Raw genomic sequence first — 15,753 nt, forward strand, 5'->3', positions numbered from 1 at the left:
ATGCTGGTCGTGGCCGCGTCAGCCTTGGAGTACCACCGGTGCCGATTCACACCTTCATCCCGCCATACATTCTCGAGCGCATCATCGACCGCGGCTCGCCCTACCAGCGCGGCTGCGCTCAACAGACGTTGCACCACGTGCAGAGCCTGCTGCCCAACCCCGGCCCGCCACGACCCACAGCCATCGCCGAGCTTGGCGAGCTGCGCACGCCCGGCCACGCACAACGACGAATCCATGACGCCGAGCAGCAGATGCAGCTGCCGGGCACCCTGCGACGTCGCGAAGGCCAGCCGGCCTCCGGCGACGTTGCGGTGGACGAAGCCTACGACGCGCTCGGCGCGACCTACACATTCTTCTGGCAGGTTTTCCAGCGCGACTCGATCGATGACCTGGGGATGCCGTTGATCGGCACCGTGCACTACGGCCAGGGCTACGAGAACGCCTTCTGGAACGGCGAGCAGATGGTGTTCGGCGATGGCGACGGTGAGCTGTTCCAGCGCTTCACCCGCTCGCTGGACGTGGTCGCCCACGAACTGACCCACGGCCTGATCGAGAGCGAAGCCGGGCTGGTCTATTTCAACCAGCCAGGAGCGCTCAACGAATCGGTGTCGGACGTGTTCGGCGTGCTGACCAAACAGCACGCGCTCGGCCAGACTGCGGCGGAGGCCGACTGGCTGGTCGGCGCCGAACTGCTCACCGACAAGGTCAACGGCGTCGCCCTGCGTTCCATGGCCAACCCGGGCACCGCCTACGACGATCCGCTGCTCGGTCGCGACCCGCAGCCTGCGCACATGCGCGACTTCATCGAGACCCGCGACGACAACGGTGGCGTACACCTCAACTCCGGCATTCCCAACCGCGCCTTCTACCTCGCGGCCATGGCGCTGGGTGGTTACGCTTGGGAGCAGGCCGGACGAATCTGGTACGCCACCATCTGTGATCCACAACTGCCCAATGATGCGGACTTCGCAACCTTCGCCGGTGTGACGCTGAACCACGCGGCGCAGCTGTTCGGTCGCCAGTCGTCTCAGGTTCAGGCGCTGTATGAAGCCTGGACGTCAGTGGGCGTAGCACTGCGCTGAGGAGGCAGGATGAAGATGCCAGCACTGGGACCGGAAACCTCGTTGCGCGTATCGCGCCAGGGCGGTTTCGTCGCGGCGCCAGGCCTGGCGCGAACCCGGCAGATCGAATTCTCCGACTGCGATGCCGAGCAGCGCCGCGGCCTCTGTTCGGTGGTCGAACGCTGCCTGCCGGTCGCCAGCAAGAACGTCGGTGCCGGCGATCAGCGCTTCTTCCGGGTCGAACTGCACTACCGACGCGAGGACACCGACGCCGAACTGATCCTGCAGATCGCCGAGGACCGAGCGCCACAGGAACTGATGCAGCTCTGGCAGAACGGCGCCATCCCCGGCGACAGCTAGAAGCGGATCACGCCGCCGTCCGCAAGCAATGCGGTGATCTGCGCCGCCGGCAGCGGGCGTGAGAGCAGGTAGCCCTGGAACTCGTCGCAACCGTTGCGACGCAGGAAGTCGAACTGCGCGGCGTTCTCGACCCCTTCGGCGACCACCGTCTTGTGCAGACTCTTGCCCAGCGATATGGCGGCACGGGCGATCATCGCCACTTCCTCCTCCTGTTCGAGTCCGGTGACCAGCGATCGATCGATCTTGATGATGTCCAGCGGAAAACGCCGCAGATAACTGAGCGCCGAGTAGCCGGTACCGAAATCGTCCATCGCCAGGCGAAAGCCCCGCGCCTTGAACTCGGCCAGGATGGACACCGCGCGGGTGCCGTCTCCGAGGAATACCGTTTCGGTGATTTCCAGCTCCACCTGGGTCGGCGGCAGCCCTATTTCGTCGAGCACCGCGAGGATGCGTTCGACCACATCGTCGCCAAGAAACAGTAGCGGTGACAGGTTCACCGCAATCAGCAGCGGCGTGCCGCGTCCCTCGTTCCATTGCCGCGCATCGGTGAAGGCGCGACGCAGGATGGCCAGGGTCAGCGGCATGATCAGCCCGCTCTCCTCCGCCACCGGGATGAAGCGATCAGGCCCTATCACCCCCAGCTCCGCATGGGTCCAGCGCGCCAGCGCCTCGACACCGACAATCCGCCGCGTCGCATCGACCTTCGGCTGGTAGTGCACCGACAACTCGTTGCGCTCCAGCGCCACGCGCATGGCGGCCTCGAGATTCAGACGCTCATCGGCGATCCGGTTGAGATCGTGGGTGAAGAACTGGAAATTGTTGCGGCCACGCTTCTTCGCCGCGTACATGGCGATATCGGCGTGTTTGAGCAAGCTTTGTGCATCCTCGCCGTCGTCGGGGAACATCGCCACACCCAGGCTGGCGCCGACCTGAAACTCGCGACCGGCGAGCATGACCGGCCGGCGGATTTCGTTCAGCACACGCTCCAATAGCGAGATCACTGTGCTGATGCGGTAGTGATCGCTGAGCACCAGCACGAATTCATCCCCACCGACCCGCGCCACGGTGTCGGAGCTGCGCAGGCTACCGGCCAGCCGCGCCGCAATACTCTTGAGCAGCTCGTCACCAGCGACATGCCCGAGCCCGTCGTTGATGAACTTGAAGTTGTCCAGGTCGATGAATACCAGCGTCAGGTAGTAGCCCAGGCGAGCCGCACGGGCCAGGCCCTGCTCGATGCGGTCGTTGAGCAGGATGCGATTGGGCAGGCCGGTCAGCAGATCATGGTTGGCCTGACGTTCGAGCTGCTGCTGATAATGCTTGCGCTCGGAGATGTCCTGCACGGTGCCTTCGTAGCAGATGAACTCGCCGCTGGCGCCTCGCACCACGTGCGCGTTCTCGGATATCCAAATGCGTGTGCCGTTGCGCCGATAGACCTCGGACTCGAAGTTGAGCACCTCGCCCTGTTGCTCCATCAGCTGGCAGAACACTTCGCGACGCCCACCCTCGACGTACAGGCGACGCTCTATGTCAGCGAGATCGGCCACCAGCTCGGACGCACTGTCGTATCCGTAAATGCGCGCCAACGCAGGATTGGCGGCCAGATAGCGGCCATCGCGGGTGGACTGGAAAATGCCCTCCGAAGCGTTCTCGAAGATGCTGCGATAACGCAGTTCGGCCTGCTCCAGCGCTTCGAGCACGGCCTTCTGGGCGGTGATGTCCTCGATGAAGCCCTCCACCACGATCTCGCCCTGCTCATCGGGCACCGCGACGCCGCGCTCGATGACCCATTTGAGGTGCCCCGCGGCGGTGCGGATCCGGTAATGCACGGTGAATCGCCCCATTCCGGCGACAGCATTATCGATGCAGCGGCGGACGCGAAGCCGGTCATCCGGATGGGTGATCCGGTCCCATGAGATGCCGTTGTCGTCGACCAGATCCGCAGCACTGTAGCCGCACAAGCCTTGCGAGCCCTGACTGACGAAGATCATCGTCCAGGGCGCGTCGTTGCGGCAGCGGTAGGCCATGCCTTCGAGGTTGTTGACCAGCGTGTCGAGCACACGCGAGCGGTCCAGCACCTCACAGGTGAGCAGACTGCTCCGGCGGTTGGTTCTGGCAGAGAGTTCTTGGGTCATTGATCTGGGCTTGAAGTGGTTATCCTGCATGACCCGGAGCCGCGACAATGTTGAGGCTGTCGCCCGGAGGTCTGCAGGAAAGGCAGAAAACCGATGCGCAGCAAGAAACGCTCCATTGATGGCACATGGCCACCCGTCGAGCCCTCGTCCCGCCTCCGGCCAGGAACCGCGCACCATAATGTGACGTACCGGTCACAGCCGAGCCCCATTTCAGGGCACCGGATCGCCTCATCCTGTTCTGCCATGGTGCCTGCTATCCAAGCGCGGCTCGGCACGCATCGGATCAGCACTGGACGTCGCCGCTTCTGGAACGCTCAGGGCTACCCTCCTTCGCCGGCTCGCTGCGCTGCAGTGCTGCTGGCAAAAGAAGCGCAGTCACGCCAGCGGCCAGCGCCGCAAGCAACACGACGGGGCCGGCGGCGTTCCAACCGAAAGCCGCGGTCACGCCGCCGACCACTACCGGGCCCAGCAGTTGTCCCAGGTTGCTGCCCTGCATCATCAGGCCGACAGCAATTGGAACGAGGAGGGTGTCCCGCGCAGCCAACGGTGCGGATGCCAGCAGCGTGGCCGGGATCAACCCACCCACGGCTGAAAACAGCAGGCACAGCAGGAAGGTCGCCTGCGGTTCGAACCAGCCCAGGAATATGCCTATTCCGGACGCCCCCATGACGCCGCTGGCAAACAGGATCAGCGAACCACGCCCGGCGCCGCGCGTGAGCAGATAGCCAGCAGCAAGGTTGCCGCTGACATTGACCACACTGGCCAGTGCGCTCAACAGCCCCGCACTCCGATATGAAATATCCATACGCTCCATCAGCAGAACCGGCAGAAAGCTGAACAGGGCGAAGAACATCAGGCTGTACAGCGCGAAACCAACCGCCAGCAAAACGCTGGCTCGGGAAAACAGCACGCGCCGAATATTTCCCAGTAGCCGTCCGGGCATGCCAGACGAAACGCCAGCGGGTATGCAGCAGCCCGCCGCCACCGCGGCGATTACCGCCACCGCCGAACCCGTCCACCACAATCCCTGCCATGTCTGGAACAGCGGCCCGGCGACCATGGCCAGCGCCATCCCGCTCGGCATGAAGCAACTCCACAGCGAGAAGGCGCTGTCCCGCGCAGCGCCGGTCGTCAGGCGTTCCAGAATCGCCGGCCCGGCGACGATGATGAGCAGGAATCCGAGTCCTTCCAGCAGCCGGGAAATCAGCAGCAGCGCGAATGACGGCGCGGCGGCGCCCGCGACGCCGGCAACCGCGGTTACCCCGAGCCCCAGCAGCAGGGACCGCCGATCTCCGACTGCTGCCACCACCGCACCGGCCGCCGCACCCCCAAGCAAGCCGAGCACCGCGAATATGCCGGTCAGCCAGCCGGCCTCGGCGAGATCGACCCCAAGGTCCGCCTGTAGCAACGGCGTGGCAATGGCAGCCTTGCCCAAGTGCAAAGCCGCCACGACCCCGCAGCCGAGCACGATCCAGACGACCAGCCTCGCGCGGAGCTGCCGGGCGACATTCATTCCGGCACCCCGACCGGGTTGGCGGCGAGTGCGGCGGCCACGCGAGCGACGTGCCAGCCTTGGTAACGGGCGCCCTGCAGTTCATTTTCGCTCGGCTGGCGGTCACCGCCGCTGCCGTCATCGGCCAGTGTCGAGGCGCCATAGGGCGTGCCACCGGTTATGGCATCCATCCGCAGCTGCCCCTTGAAGCTGTACGGCAGCCCGACCACAACCATCCCCAGATGAAGCAGTACGGTGTGCGTTGCCAGAATCGTGCTCTCCTGGCCCCCGTGCTGGCTGCCGGTCGAGGTGAACACGCTGCCCACCTTGCCGACCAGCCGGTCCTCGGCCCATAGCCCGCCACATCGATCGAGAAAGTTCTTCATCTGCGCAGCCATGTTGCCGAAACGCGTCGGCGTGCCGATCACGATGGCGTCGTAGTTCGGCAGTTCCGCCACGGTCGCCGTATCCGCGGGCTGGTCCATCTTGTACCCCGCATTCTGCGCGACCTCTTGCGGAACGAGTTCGGGCACCCGTTTGACCTCGGCCAACGCACCCGCTTCGCGTGCGCCTTCGGCGACGGCATCGGCAAGTGCTTCGACATGCCCGTAGGATGAGTAATAGAGCACCAGTACGTTCGTCATTGCTGCAGTCCTCCGATGGCATTGACTGGAGCCAGGCTAATGACTAAAAACGCTCTCGCGGAGTGATTAAATTTCGATCAACTCGATCTATGGAGCAGATCATGCTCGATGGCATGACACTGGATCAGATTCGTACGTTCGTAACCGTGGCCGACAGCGGCAGCTTTCGGTCCGGCGCGGCACGGCTGCTGCGCGTGCAATCGGCCATCAGCCATGCCATCGCGAATCTGGAGACGGAACTGGGCCTGCAGCTGTTTGATCGCAGCGGCTACCGCCCTGTCCTCACTCAGGAAGGTCAGGCACTGCTGGCCCACGCACGCGACATCCTGCTGCGCGCCGATGCCATGCGTGCTCGGGCGCGGGCGCTGGGTGCGGGTGTCGAGCTGGAACTGACCCTGGTGGTGGATACGCTGTTTCCGATCGAATCGGTGGCGCTCGCCATTACCCGGGCCAGCGTCGACTTTCCTTCCACCAGCTTTCGCCTGGAGTCACAGGCCCTGGGTGGCCCCATCGCAGCGCTGGATGAGAGGCGCTGCACGCTCGCGATCATCGTCGGCGAGGATTTTCGCAATCCCCGGCTGGCGCTGGAGGCGATTGGCTCGATTGCGCAGATTGCCGTCGTACGCAGCGATCATCCGCTGGCCGAACTCGGTAGCCGTGCGCCACCCGGCGTGCCGGATCTCGCCGGCCATCTGCAGATCGTGCTTGCCGATCCCACGCCACTCTCCGAGGGCCGCTCATTCGGCGTTCTGTCGCCCTTCACCTGTCGGGTGAATACCCAGGAAGCGAAGGTCGCACTGATTCGCGCCGGACTCGGCTGGGGACGGCTCCCGGCATGGCTGGTTGAGGAGGATCTGGCTTCAGGGCGGCTGGCGCGCGTCGCCATTCCCGACCTTGGCAGAAACAGCGAGGTGCAATCCGAAGCCTACCTGGCGCACCGGCTGGATGAGCCACTCGGGCCTGTGGCACAGGCGTTCCGCCGCGCCTTGCTCGAGCAAGCCAGCATCTAGCCTCACGACAGTGCTCGTCCAACCTTATCCAAATGAGCAGCGCTCAGTAGCCGCTGCCCGCGTATTGCCGAGGCCACTTCGCGAGCGGGCACATCGTCGGCAGCTACAGGGCGTCGGTTACGGCCGCACGTATGTCATCGGCCAGCTGGCGTACCCGCGCTTCGCTGGTGTCCCACGAGCACATGAAGCGCGCACCGCCGACGCCGATGAAGGTGTAGAACATCCAGCCGCGGTTCCTGAGCGCCTCCAGTGCCGATGGCGGCAGGCTGACGAAGACGCCATTGGCCTGCACCGGAAACATCAACTCGACGCCAGGCAACGGTTGAATCGACTCGGCCAGCAGCTGGGCACAACGGTTGGCGTGTTCGGCGTATCTCAGCCAGGCGCCGTTTTCCAGAAGCCCGACCCACGGTGCCGACAGAAATCGCATCTTGGAGGCAAGCTGGCCAGCCTGCTTGCAGCGGTACTCGAAATCGGTGGCCAGTTCGCGATTGAAGAACAGGATGGCCTCGCCGACCGCCATGCCGTTCTTGGTGCCACCGAAACAGAGCACATCGACGCCGGCTTTCCAGCTCAGTTCGGCGGGCGACATGCCCAGGTGAGCGCAGGCATTGGCAAAGCGCGCGCCGTCCATGTGCAGGTGCAGCCCGAGGTCCTTGCAGGTGTCGCTGATGGCACGCAGCTCGGCGGGCTGGTAGACGGTACCGACTTCCGTGGCCTGGGTCAGGCTGACCACGCGTGGCTTGGGGTAATGGATGTCCTTGCGCTTCAGCGCGATCTCGCGAATGGCAGCAGGCGTCAGCTTGCCCTGCTCGGTCCTGCTGAGCAGCAGCTTGGAGCCGTTGGAGAAGAACTCCGGCGCGCCGCATTCGTCCGTCTCGACGTGGGCGATGTCGGCGCAGATCACGCTGTGGTAGCTCTGGCAAAGGGACGACAACGCCAGGGAATTGGCCGCTGTACCGTTGAAGGCGAAGAACACCTCGCAGTCGGTCTCGAACAGTGCGCGGAAGTGATCAGCCGCGCGGGCTGTCCATTGGTCGTCGCCGTACGCCCTGTCGTGGCCTTGGTTCGCCCTCGCCATGGCTTCCCAGGCTTCAGGGCAGATGCCGGAATAGTTGTCGCTGGCAAATTGCTGCTTGTCGGTCGTCATCAAATCCTCGTTATGGCATTGCCGGGCGGTTGGTGGCTGCACGTTACGTTGTAGAAGCCCGGACACGCGAGCGCAAACGGAGTGTCAGGCGAGCATGTACGGGGTGATGCCGGCGCCGCCCCGCCCCGCCCTCGTCAGCCTCCACGCAACGTCTTAGCACAGCGAAGCGCCCAGCGCGGATATCACGGCGGCACATTTCACGGTCGCCCACAGGGAAATTCAGTAACGCTGTGGCACCCTGCAGCGCGTGTTCTGAAAACCACGGCACGCTGAATCCCATCTAGTCTTTGACGACGCGCTGCGGCGAATCGAAAAGCGTCGTGCCCCACCCATCTCACCAACCAGGAGGGTTCATGGTCCATCCCAGTGTGTCGCAAAAACGTGCTGCCTTTCGTGCGCTGCACCAGTCCGGCTGCTTTGTCCTGCCCAACCCATGGGACGCCGGCAGCGCGAGCGTCCTCGCAGGCCTCGGTTTCAAGGCGCTGGCTACGACCAGCTCCGGCTACGCCTGGTCGTGTGCCCGCGCCGACGGTCAGATGCCGCGGGACGAGGTCCTGGCCCATATGCGCTACATGGTCCAAGCCACCCATCTGCCGGTGAACGCCGATTTCGAGAGTGGCTACGCCGATACGCCCGACGGCGTGGCCGAAAGCGTGCACATGGCGGTCGGAACCGGCGTCGCGGGTATTTCCATCGAGGACTCCACAGGTGACCCGCGCGAGCCGTTGCGCGAGCTTGCCGAGGCCACCGAACGAATGTGCGCCGCGCGTGAGGCGATCGACGCTACCGGAGGCGAAACACTGCTGATTGGCCGCGCCGAGAACTTCTTCGTCGATCGGCCTGATCTCGACGACACCCTTGCACGCCTGAAAGCCTATGCCGATGCAGGCGCCGACTGCCTGTACGCACCAGGCCTGAGAACCCGCGAGCAGATCAGCGCCGTCATCGCGGCAGCCTCGCCAAAGCCGGTCAATGTGCTGATTGGCTGGAACAGCGACCTGACCGTGCAGGACCTCGCCGACCTAGGCGTCAGACGCATCAGCGTCGGCGGCGCATTGGCCAGAGCGGCGTGGGCCGGTTTTCTGCAGGCGGCACGGTCCATCGCCGAGCATGGACGATTCGATGGTTTTGCCAACGCAGCCTCTGGAGCGGAGCTCGACGCGCTGTTTGGCAAATGCGAGAGGCCATAGGATTCCGCCGAAACGGGTCGCCGACGGGGATTGGATAGTGCAGGGTTCACCAATCACATCGCTATTCGACAGGCACAAAAAAAGCTGCCCTTGGGCAGCTTCTCTTGTCTCATCACTTCTAAAGGAAGTGAGTGGAGGGATATGGCGCAGCGGACGGGACTCGAACCCGCGACCCCCGGCGTGACAGGCCGGTATTCTAACCGACTGAACTACCGCTGCGCGTCGGCCGGACTTTCGTCCGAAATCTCACAAAGGTGGTGGCTGATGACGGGATCGAACCGCCGACCCCCTGCGTGTGATGCAGGTGCTCTCCCAGCTGAGCTAATCAGCCGATCGCCTTGCGAGGCGCGCAATTTACTCAGCCCCCTACGCTAAGTCAACAATAACATTGAATTTTTTTTATGGAACCGTGGTCAACAGGAGCTGCCGCGTCACTTTGTAACCTTGGTCCTGCACCATCGATTCACCAAGAGCACCTGTAAATTCGCTGCGGCCTCCGCGAAAGTGTTCTAAAAGTGCTGTATCGCCTGACAGAGGCAACCCGCGTACTAGGGAACCGAACAACAAAAGCGCCACGGAGTATTTCGCTTGCCACTGCCGGGAAAACTGGACAACTACCGCCGCTACGTCCCACTCATTATCAGTACCGTGCTGCTCTGCGTGTTCGCGCTCTACCTCGCGATGCAGATCGAGCAATGGATGAACCTGTCTCGCGCGCCTACCCCCACCGACGTCTATGAACAACAAGCCGGCAATCTGGGTCAGCCCGATATGCAGCGGCTGGAAATACTGTTCGGCTCGGCGGCCCCTTCTGACTCCTACGCGCCCACCGCGGCTGCCAGCGGCTTTACCCTGCGCGGCAGCTTCGTGCACATGGACCCGCAGCGCTCAAGCGCCATTGTTCAAGTCGACGGGCAGCCGCCACGGCTCTACTGGCAGGGCGAAGAGCTGGCCAGTGGCGTCAGTCTGCATCAGGTCTACCCTGATCGCGTGGAGCTAGCGCGCAACGGCGCCGTCGAAGTGCTGCATTTTCCTCAGGTACGCTCGCCCAGCTACATTCCCGAGGAGATGACCGAAGCGCCCTATCAGGATCAACCACCCTATGCCGAGCCACCGGACGAGGAGACGCAGCTGATGCAGCAGCAGATGGACGCCTTGCGTCAGCAGCTGGAAGAAGCCGTCAACCAACCCGATGCCGCCCCCGCCAACGATCAGCCCACGGAAGACAATTGACCGATGCCGAAGCCTTTTTCGCGCCCGTTGCTTGCCCTGCTCGCCACCGGCCTGCTGGCCGCCCCTCTGCCTTTGCTTGCCGTCGAACCCGGTATCGAGCCAAGCCCCAATCAACAGGACGGCTGGACCATCAATCTCAAGGACGCGGATATCCGCGCCTTCATCGATCAGATCAGCCAGCTCAGCGGACAGACGTTCATCGTCGATCCGCGAGTGAAGGGGCAAGTCAGCGTGGTATCCAATGCCACGCTGTCGCTGAGCGAGGTGTATCAGCTGTTCCTCTCGGTCATGGCGACGCACGGGTTCAGCGTGCTGACCCAAGGCGATGTCGCCCGAGTAGTTCCGAATGCAGAGGCCAAGGCCGAAGCCGGCAGCGGGCCTACCGGCGGCGACCAATTGGAAACACGGGTGATCCAGGTGCAGCACACTTCCGCGGCCGAACTGATACCCCTGATCCGCCCGCTTGTCCCGCAGTTCGGCCATCTTGCTGCGGTGTCGTCGGCCAATGCACTGATCATCAGTGATCGCAGCGCCAATATCGCGCGCATTGAGGACCTGGTGCGCCAGCTCGATCGTGCTGAGAGCAACGATTACGCCGTGCTCAGTCTGCAGCACGGCTGGGCGATGGATATCGCTGAAGTGCTGCGCAACTCGCTGATGCGCGGTGATGCGAAAACCACCTCCGGCGTGCAGATCATCGCCGATTCACGCACCAACCGATTGATCTTCATTGGCCCCAGCGAGGCCCGTGGCAAGCTGGCGGCACTGGCCCAATCGCTCGACACGCCAACCACGCGTTCGGCCAACACGCGCGTTATCCGTTTGCGCCACAACGATGCGAAATCCCTGGCCGAGACCCTGGGTGATATTTCCGAAGGTCTGAAAAACCCCGAAAGCGGCGAATCCGCCACCACTGCCCGACCGCAAAACATCCTCATCCGCGCCGACGAAAGCCTGAACGCGCTGGTCCTTCTCGCTGATCCAGAGCTGATCGGCACTTTGGAAAGCATCGTTCGCCAGCTGGATGTTCCCCGTGCGCAGGTCATGGTCGAAGCGGCTATCGTCGAGGTTTCCGGCGACATCACCGACGCCCTCGGCGTGCAATGGGCGGTCGACGCGCGCGGAGGCACTGGTGGAGCCGGTGGCGTCAGCTTTGGCAACACCGGTATTTCGGTCGGCAGCGTACTCAATGCCATCAACGAGAACGAGATCCCGGAGAACCTGCCCGACGGCGCAATCATCGGCGTTGGAACTCGCAGTTTCGGCGCGCTGATTACCGCACTCTCGTCCAACAGCAAGAGCAATCTGCTGTCAACGCCGAGCCTGCTGACGCTAGATAACCAGGAAGCCGAGATTCTTGTCGGCCAGAACGTCCCGTTCCAGACGGGCTCCTACACCACCGATGCGGCGGGCGCGAACAACCCCTTCACCACCATCGAGCGCCAGGACATCGGGGTGACCCTCAAGGTGACTCCGCACATCAACGAAGGCGCCACGCTACGCCTGCAGATCGAGCAGGAGATCTCCTCGATCGCGCCCAGCGCCAGCCTGACGGCCCAGGCGGTGGACCTGGTGACCAACAAGCGCGCCATCAAAAGCACCATCCTTGCCGAAGATGGCCAGGTCATCGTGCTTGGCGGCCTGATCCAGGACGACGTCACCCGCACCAACGCCAAGGTGCCGCTACTCGGAGACATTCCGTTTCTGGGTGCCCTATTCCGCTCGACTCAGGAAACCCACGTCAAACGCAACCTGATGGTGTTTCTGCGACCTACGGTCATTCGCGACCGTGCCGGCCTGGCGGCTCTTTCCGGGAAGAAATACAGCGATATTCGGGTCATCGAAACGGATTCGGCCAGCCCCAGCATCCTGCCGGCGAATCCCGCGCAGCTGTTCGACGGACGGGGCGAGCCCGCACCGGCTATCGATCTGCGTCAGTGAAAAAGGGCACAAGCGTTCGTGCCCGACCTGCTTGCGCAGGCCGGGCACGGCGGCATCCTGATGAGTTGATCTAGAGCGCTGCGAGACCGCGAGTCAGATCGGCCTTGAGGTCAGCGACATCTTCCAGCCCCACCGCTACCCGAATCAGACTGTCCGAAATGCCTGCGGTCGCGCGATCCTCGGCGGACAGCCGACCATGAGTGGTCGAGCCAGGATGGGTAATGGTGGTCTTGCTATCGCCCAAATTGGCCGTAATCGAGATCAGTCGAGTCGCATCGATGAAGCGCCACGCGGCCTCCTTGCCTCCAGCAACCTCGAAGCTCACCACCGCACCGAACCCCTTCTGCTGACGCTTGGCCAGCTCGTGCTGTGGATGGCTGGACAAACCCGCATAGTAGACGCGCTGGATACCGGGCTGCTGCTCGAGCCATTCGGCAAGCTCCTGAGCGCTGGCACAGTGCGCCTGCATGCGCAGCCGCAACGTTTCCAATCCCTTGAGGAAGACCCAGGCATTGAACGGACTGAGCGTCGGGCCGGCGGTACGCAGAAATCCGACCAGTTCCTTCATCTGCTCGCTGCGACCTGCAATCACACCGCCCAGGCAACGGCCCTGACCATCGATGTACTTGGTCGCGGAATGAATGACGATATCGGCACCCAGTGCCAGCGGCTGCTGCAATACCGGTGTGCAGAAGCAGTTGTCGACGGCCAACATCGCGCCCTTGGCGTGGCAAAGCTGCGCCAGTGCGGCGATGTCCACCAACTCTGCCAAGGGATTGGATGGCGATTCGACGAACACCAGCTTGGTGTTCTCCTTGAAAGCGGACTCCCAGGCGGCAAAATCGGTGAGCGGCACATAGTCGACCTGCACACCGAAACGCTTGAAGTACTTCTCGAACAAGGAAACGGTGGCGCCGAATACGCTGCGCGAGACCAGCACGTGATCGCCTGCCGAGCACAGGCTCATCACGGTGGCGAGGATGGCCGCCATGCCGGATGCCGTGGCGACCGCCTGCTCTGCGCCCTCGAGCGCCGCCATACGCTCTTCGAACGCACGAACGGTGGGATTGGTGTAACGCGAATAGACATTGCCCGGCACGTCACCGGCGAAGCGCGCCGCCGCATCGGCGGCACTGCGAAACACGTAACTGGAAGTGAAGAACAGCGGCTCACCGTGTTCGGCTTCCGGTGTGCGCCGTTGCCCGGCGCGTACCGCAAGCGTATCGAGCCCGACGCCTTGAAGATCGCTGTCCAGCCGTCCGGCATCCCATTCAGTCGTCATAGCTCTTACCTCGGCCGCGGGCAGCCGAAGCTGCCACGCCGGCATGAATCAGTTGTTGTAGAGATCGATGATGGCGCTGACCGCGTTGGTCTTGACCTTGCTCAGATCATTGCGGGCCTGCTCGATCTTGTGCAGATAGGCTTCGTCGATGTCACCAGTGATGTAGTTGCCATCGAAAACCGCGCAATCGAAGTTGTCGATCTTCACCTTGCCGCCACCAACCGCGTCGATCAGGTCTTCCAGATCCTGATAGATCAGCCAGTCGGCACCGATCAGCTCGGCGACCTCTTCGGTGGTGCGGTTGTGCGCGATCAGCTCGTGCGCACTGGGCATGTCGATGCCGTACACATTCGGATAACGAACTGCCGGCGCAGCGGAACAGAAGTAGACGTTCTTCGCCCCTGCCTCGCGCGCCATCTGAATGATCTGCTTGCAGGTGGTGCCGCGCACGATGGAGTCATCCACCAGCATCACGTTCTTTCCACGGAACTCGAGGTCGATGGCATTGAGCTTCTGCCGTACCGATTTCTTCCGCGCGGCCTGGCCGGGCATGATGAAAGTACGACCGATGTAGCGGTTCTTGACGAAGCCTTCGCGGAACTTCACACCGAGGCGATTGGCCAGCTCCAGCGCAGCGGTACGGCTGGTGTCGGGAATCGGGATGACCACGTCAATATCGTGCTCTGGACGCTCGCGCAGGATCTTGTCCGCCAGCTTCTCACCCATGCGCAGCCGAGCCTTGTAAACCGAGACACCATCCATCAGGGAGTCGGAACGCGCCAGGTAAACGTACTCGAAGATGCAGGGTGCAAGTTTCGGCACATCCGCGCACTGGCGGGTGAAGAGCTTGCCGTCAGCCGTGATGTAAACCGCTTCGCCCGGCGCCAGGTCGCGTATCAGGGTAAAGCCGAGCACGTCGAGCGATACGCTTTCGGAGGCGATCATGTACTCGACGCCTTCGTCGGTATGGCGCTGGCCGAACACGATCGGGCGAATCGCATTGGGGTCGCGGAAGCCGACGATGCCGTAACCGGTGACCATCGCCACTACCGCGTAGCCACCGCGGCAGCGCTCGTGAACCTTGCTCACCGCGGCGAAGACGTCCTCCTCGGTCGGCTGCAGCTTGCCGCGCACGGCAAGTTCGTGGGCGAACACGTTGAGCAGCACTTCCGAGTCGGAGCTGGTATTCACATGGCGCAGATCCGACTCGTAGATCTCCTTGGTCAGCTGATCGACATTGGTCAGGTTGCCGTTGTGCGCCAGGGTAATGCCGTAAGGCGAGTTGACGTAGAACGGCTGTGCCTCGGCGGAACTGGAGCTCCCCGCGGTGGGGTAACGGATGTGGCCGATCCCCATGTTGCCGACCAGGCGCTGCATATGGCGCTGCTGAAAGACGTCGCGAACCAGGCCGTTATCCTTGCGCAGAAACAGCCGGCCGTCATGGCTCGTGACGATACCGGCTGCATCCTGGCCGCGGTGCTGCAGTACGGTAAGCGCGTCATACAGCGCCTGATTGACGTTCGACTTACCGACGATGCCGACAATGCCACACATGCAAGGAACCTCTCAGTTATTACAGGCAGACCGGATACGACGGCAGGCCGAGCATCCGTAGAAAAAGGGACTCAACCGGGCGGGTTGAGTGATCCGGCGAACCACTGGCCGCTGAACCCTAGAATGAGGTTCTTTGACCAATCGGCGATCAGGAGAAAGTGCGGCAATAACGTCGACTCGCGCCACCAGAGGTCCTGCTCGACCGGAGCCAGGCTCAGCAATCCGGCGAGCACCACCACCAATAGACCACCCCGTGCCGCACCAAACACCATGCCGAGAAAGCGATCGGTGCCGGACAACCCCGTCACTCTGATCAGCTCGCCGATCAGAAAATTAACCAGTGCTCCTACCAGCAAGGTAGCCACGAACAGCAACGCGCAGGCTGCGATGACTTGCGCCGAGGGCGTGCTGATGTATTCCGCGAGATGGTGGGACAACGCACCACCAAACATCCATGCGACCACACCGGCAACGATCCAGGTGACCAGCGAAAGCGCTTCTTTCACGAAACCACGCTTCAAGCTGATCAGGCTCGATACTGCAATGACGGCGATGATGGCCCAATCGACCCAGGTGAATGCCACGATGTCTTCTGCAATGGGGAAAAGGCGGCGCATTTTAGCAGAGCAGGAGCGCCAGGAATACGCGCTGACTACCCGACGGCAACTCCGCAGCCGGGGCCTGTCGTCAGTACCCCGGCCAGC

At 63.0% G+C, this 15,753-nt stretch carries 13 protein-coding genes and 2 tRNA genes; 6 read left to right on the top strand and 9 right to left on the bottom strand.

Translation table 11 applies throughout. The features are described 5' to 3' along the window. The first annotated feature begins 38 nt into the window (after nucleotides 1–38). Both RT582_RS15795 and RT582_RS15800 read left to right on the top strand, forming a co-directional pair. Nucleotides 39–1,082, top strand: coding sequence for a M4 family metallopeptidase (locus tag RT582_RS15795; protein ID WP_313478505.1), 1,044 nt, complete (start codon nucleotides 39–41; stop codon nucleotides 1,080–1,082). 9 nt (nucleotides 1,083–1,091) lie between these two features. Further along, a complete protein-coding gene (locus RT582_RS15800) occupies nucleotides 1,092–1,421 on the top strand; it encodes a protealysin inhibitor emfourin (protein ID WP_313478405.1) in 330 nt (109 codons plus the stop codon). Here the strand turns inward: RT582_RS15800 and RT582_RS15805 are convergent. The 3 genes from RT582_RS15805 to wrbA form a co-directional block, all read right to left on the bottom strand. Beyond that, entirely contained in the window at nucleotides 1,418–3,553 is a 2,136-nt protein-coding gene (locus RT582_RS15805; protein WP_313478407.1) for a putative bifunctional diguanylate cyclase/phosphodiesterase, read from the bottom strand. The two genes, RT582_RS15800 and RT582_RS15805, sit on opposite strands and share 4 nt — an antisense overlap. Nucleotides 3,554–3,836: 283 nt before the next feature. Continuing rightward, nucleotides 3,837–5,066, bottom strand: coding sequence for an MFS transporter (locus RT582_RS15810; protein ID WP_313478411.1), 1,230 nt, complete (start codon nucleotides 5,064–5,066; stop codon nucleotides 3,837–3,839). Further along, nucleotides 5,063–5,689 carry an NAD(P)H:quinone oxidoreductase gene (gene wrbA, locus RT582_RS15815; protein WP_313478415.1) on the bottom strand — a complete coding sequence of 209 codons (627 nt, stop codon included), beginning with the start codon at nucleotides 5,687–5,689 and terminating at the stop codon, nucleotides 5,063–5,065. The genes RT582_RS15810 and wrbA overlap by 4 nt, the downstream gene beginning before the upstream one ends. A gap of 101 nt (nucleotides 5,690–5,790) precedes the next feature. On the opposite strand from wrbA, the gene RT582_RS15820 reads away from it, so the two are divergent. After that, complete coding sequence (locus tag RT582_RS15820; protein ID WP_313478417.1) at nucleotides 5,791–6,699, top strand: LysR family transcriptional regulator; 909 nt, start codon at nucleotides 5,791–5,793, stop codon at nucleotides 6,697–6,699. Between the two features lie 103 nt (nucleotides 6,700–6,802). Here RT582_RS15820 and RT582_RS15825 read toward each other — a convergent pair whose 3' ends face one another. Further along, nucleotides 6,803–7,849, bottom strand: coding sequence for a threonine aldolase family protein (locus tag RT582_RS15825; protein ID WP_313478420.1), 1,047 nt, complete (start codon nucleotides 7,847–7,849; stop codon nucleotides 6,803–6,805). A 353-nt stretch (nucleotides 7,850–8,202) separates the two neighbouring features. Between RT582_RS15825 and RT582_RS15830 the strand changes: the two genes are divergently transcribed. Next, nucleotides 8,203–9,039, top strand: coding sequence for an isocitrate lyase/PEP mutase family protein (locus tag RT582_RS15830; protein ID WP_041014207.1), 837 nt, complete (start codon nucleotides 8,203–8,205; stop codon nucleotides 9,037–9,039). A 142-nt stretch (nucleotides 9,040–9,181) separates the two neighbouring features. Here the strand turns inward: RT582_RS15830 and RT582_RS15835 are convergent. After that, nucleotides 9,182–9,258: transfer RNA gene (locus RT582_RS15835), tRNA-Asp, on the bottom strand. 36 nt (nucleotides 9,259–9,294) lie between these two features. Continuing rightward, nucleotides 9,295–9,370, bottom strand: a tRNA-Val gene (locus RT582_RS15840). 257 nt (nucleotides 9,371–9,627) lie between these two features. Here RT582_RS15840 and RT582_RS15845 point away from each other — a divergent pair. Both RT582_RS15845 and gspD read left to right on the top strand, forming a co-directional pair. After that, nucleotides 9,628–10,272 (top strand): type II secretion system protein N, encoded by a 645-nt coding sequence (locus tag RT582_RS15845; protein ID WP_023446348.1) that lies wholly within the window; start codon nucleotides 9,628–9,630, stop codon nucleotides 10,270–10,272. Between the two features lie 3 nt (nucleotides 10,273–10,275). Further along, nucleotides 10,276–12,213, top strand: a complete 1,938-nt coding sequence (gspD, locus tag RT582_RS15850; protein WP_313478423.1) for a type II secretion system secretin GspD — start codon at nucleotides 10,276–10,278, stop codon at nucleotides 12,211–12,213. A 70-nt stretch (nucleotides 12,214–12,283) separates the two neighbouring features. Here the strand turns inward: gspD and RT582_RS15855 are convergent, their stop codons facing one another. The 3 genes from RT582_RS15855 to RT582_RS15865 form a co-directional block, all read right to left on the bottom strand. Further along, nucleotides 12,284–13,495 (bottom strand): O-succinylhomoserine sulfhydrylase, encoded by a 1,212-nt coding sequence (locus tag RT582_RS15855; protein WP_313478425.1) that lies wholly within the window; start codon nucleotides 13,493–13,495, stop codon nucleotides 12,284–12,286. Between the two features lie 48 nt (nucleotides 13,496–13,543). Further along, the gene (purF, locus tag RT582_RS15860; protein WP_313478427.1) at nucleotides 13,544–15,049 is read right to left on the bottom strand and encodes an amidophosphoribosyltransferase; all 1,506 of its coding nucleotides are present in this window, start codon (nucleotides 15,047–15,049) and stop codon (nucleotides 13,544–13,546) included. A 71-nt stretch (nucleotides 15,050–15,120) separates the two neighbouring features. Further along, complete coding sequence (locus RT582_RS15865; RefSeq protein WP_014820548.1) at nucleotides 15,121–15,666, bottom strand: CvpA family protein; 546 nt, start codon at nucleotides 15,664–15,666, stop codon at nucleotides 15,121–15,123. Between the last annotated feature and the right edge of the window lie 87 nt (nucleotides 15,667–15,753).

The organism is Stutzerimonas kunmingensis (assembly GCF_032106285.1).
GTDB classification, from domain to species: Bacteria; Pseudomonadota; Gammaproteobacteria; order Pseudomonadales; family Pseudomonadaceae; genus Stutzerimonas; species Stutzerimonas kunmingensis_B.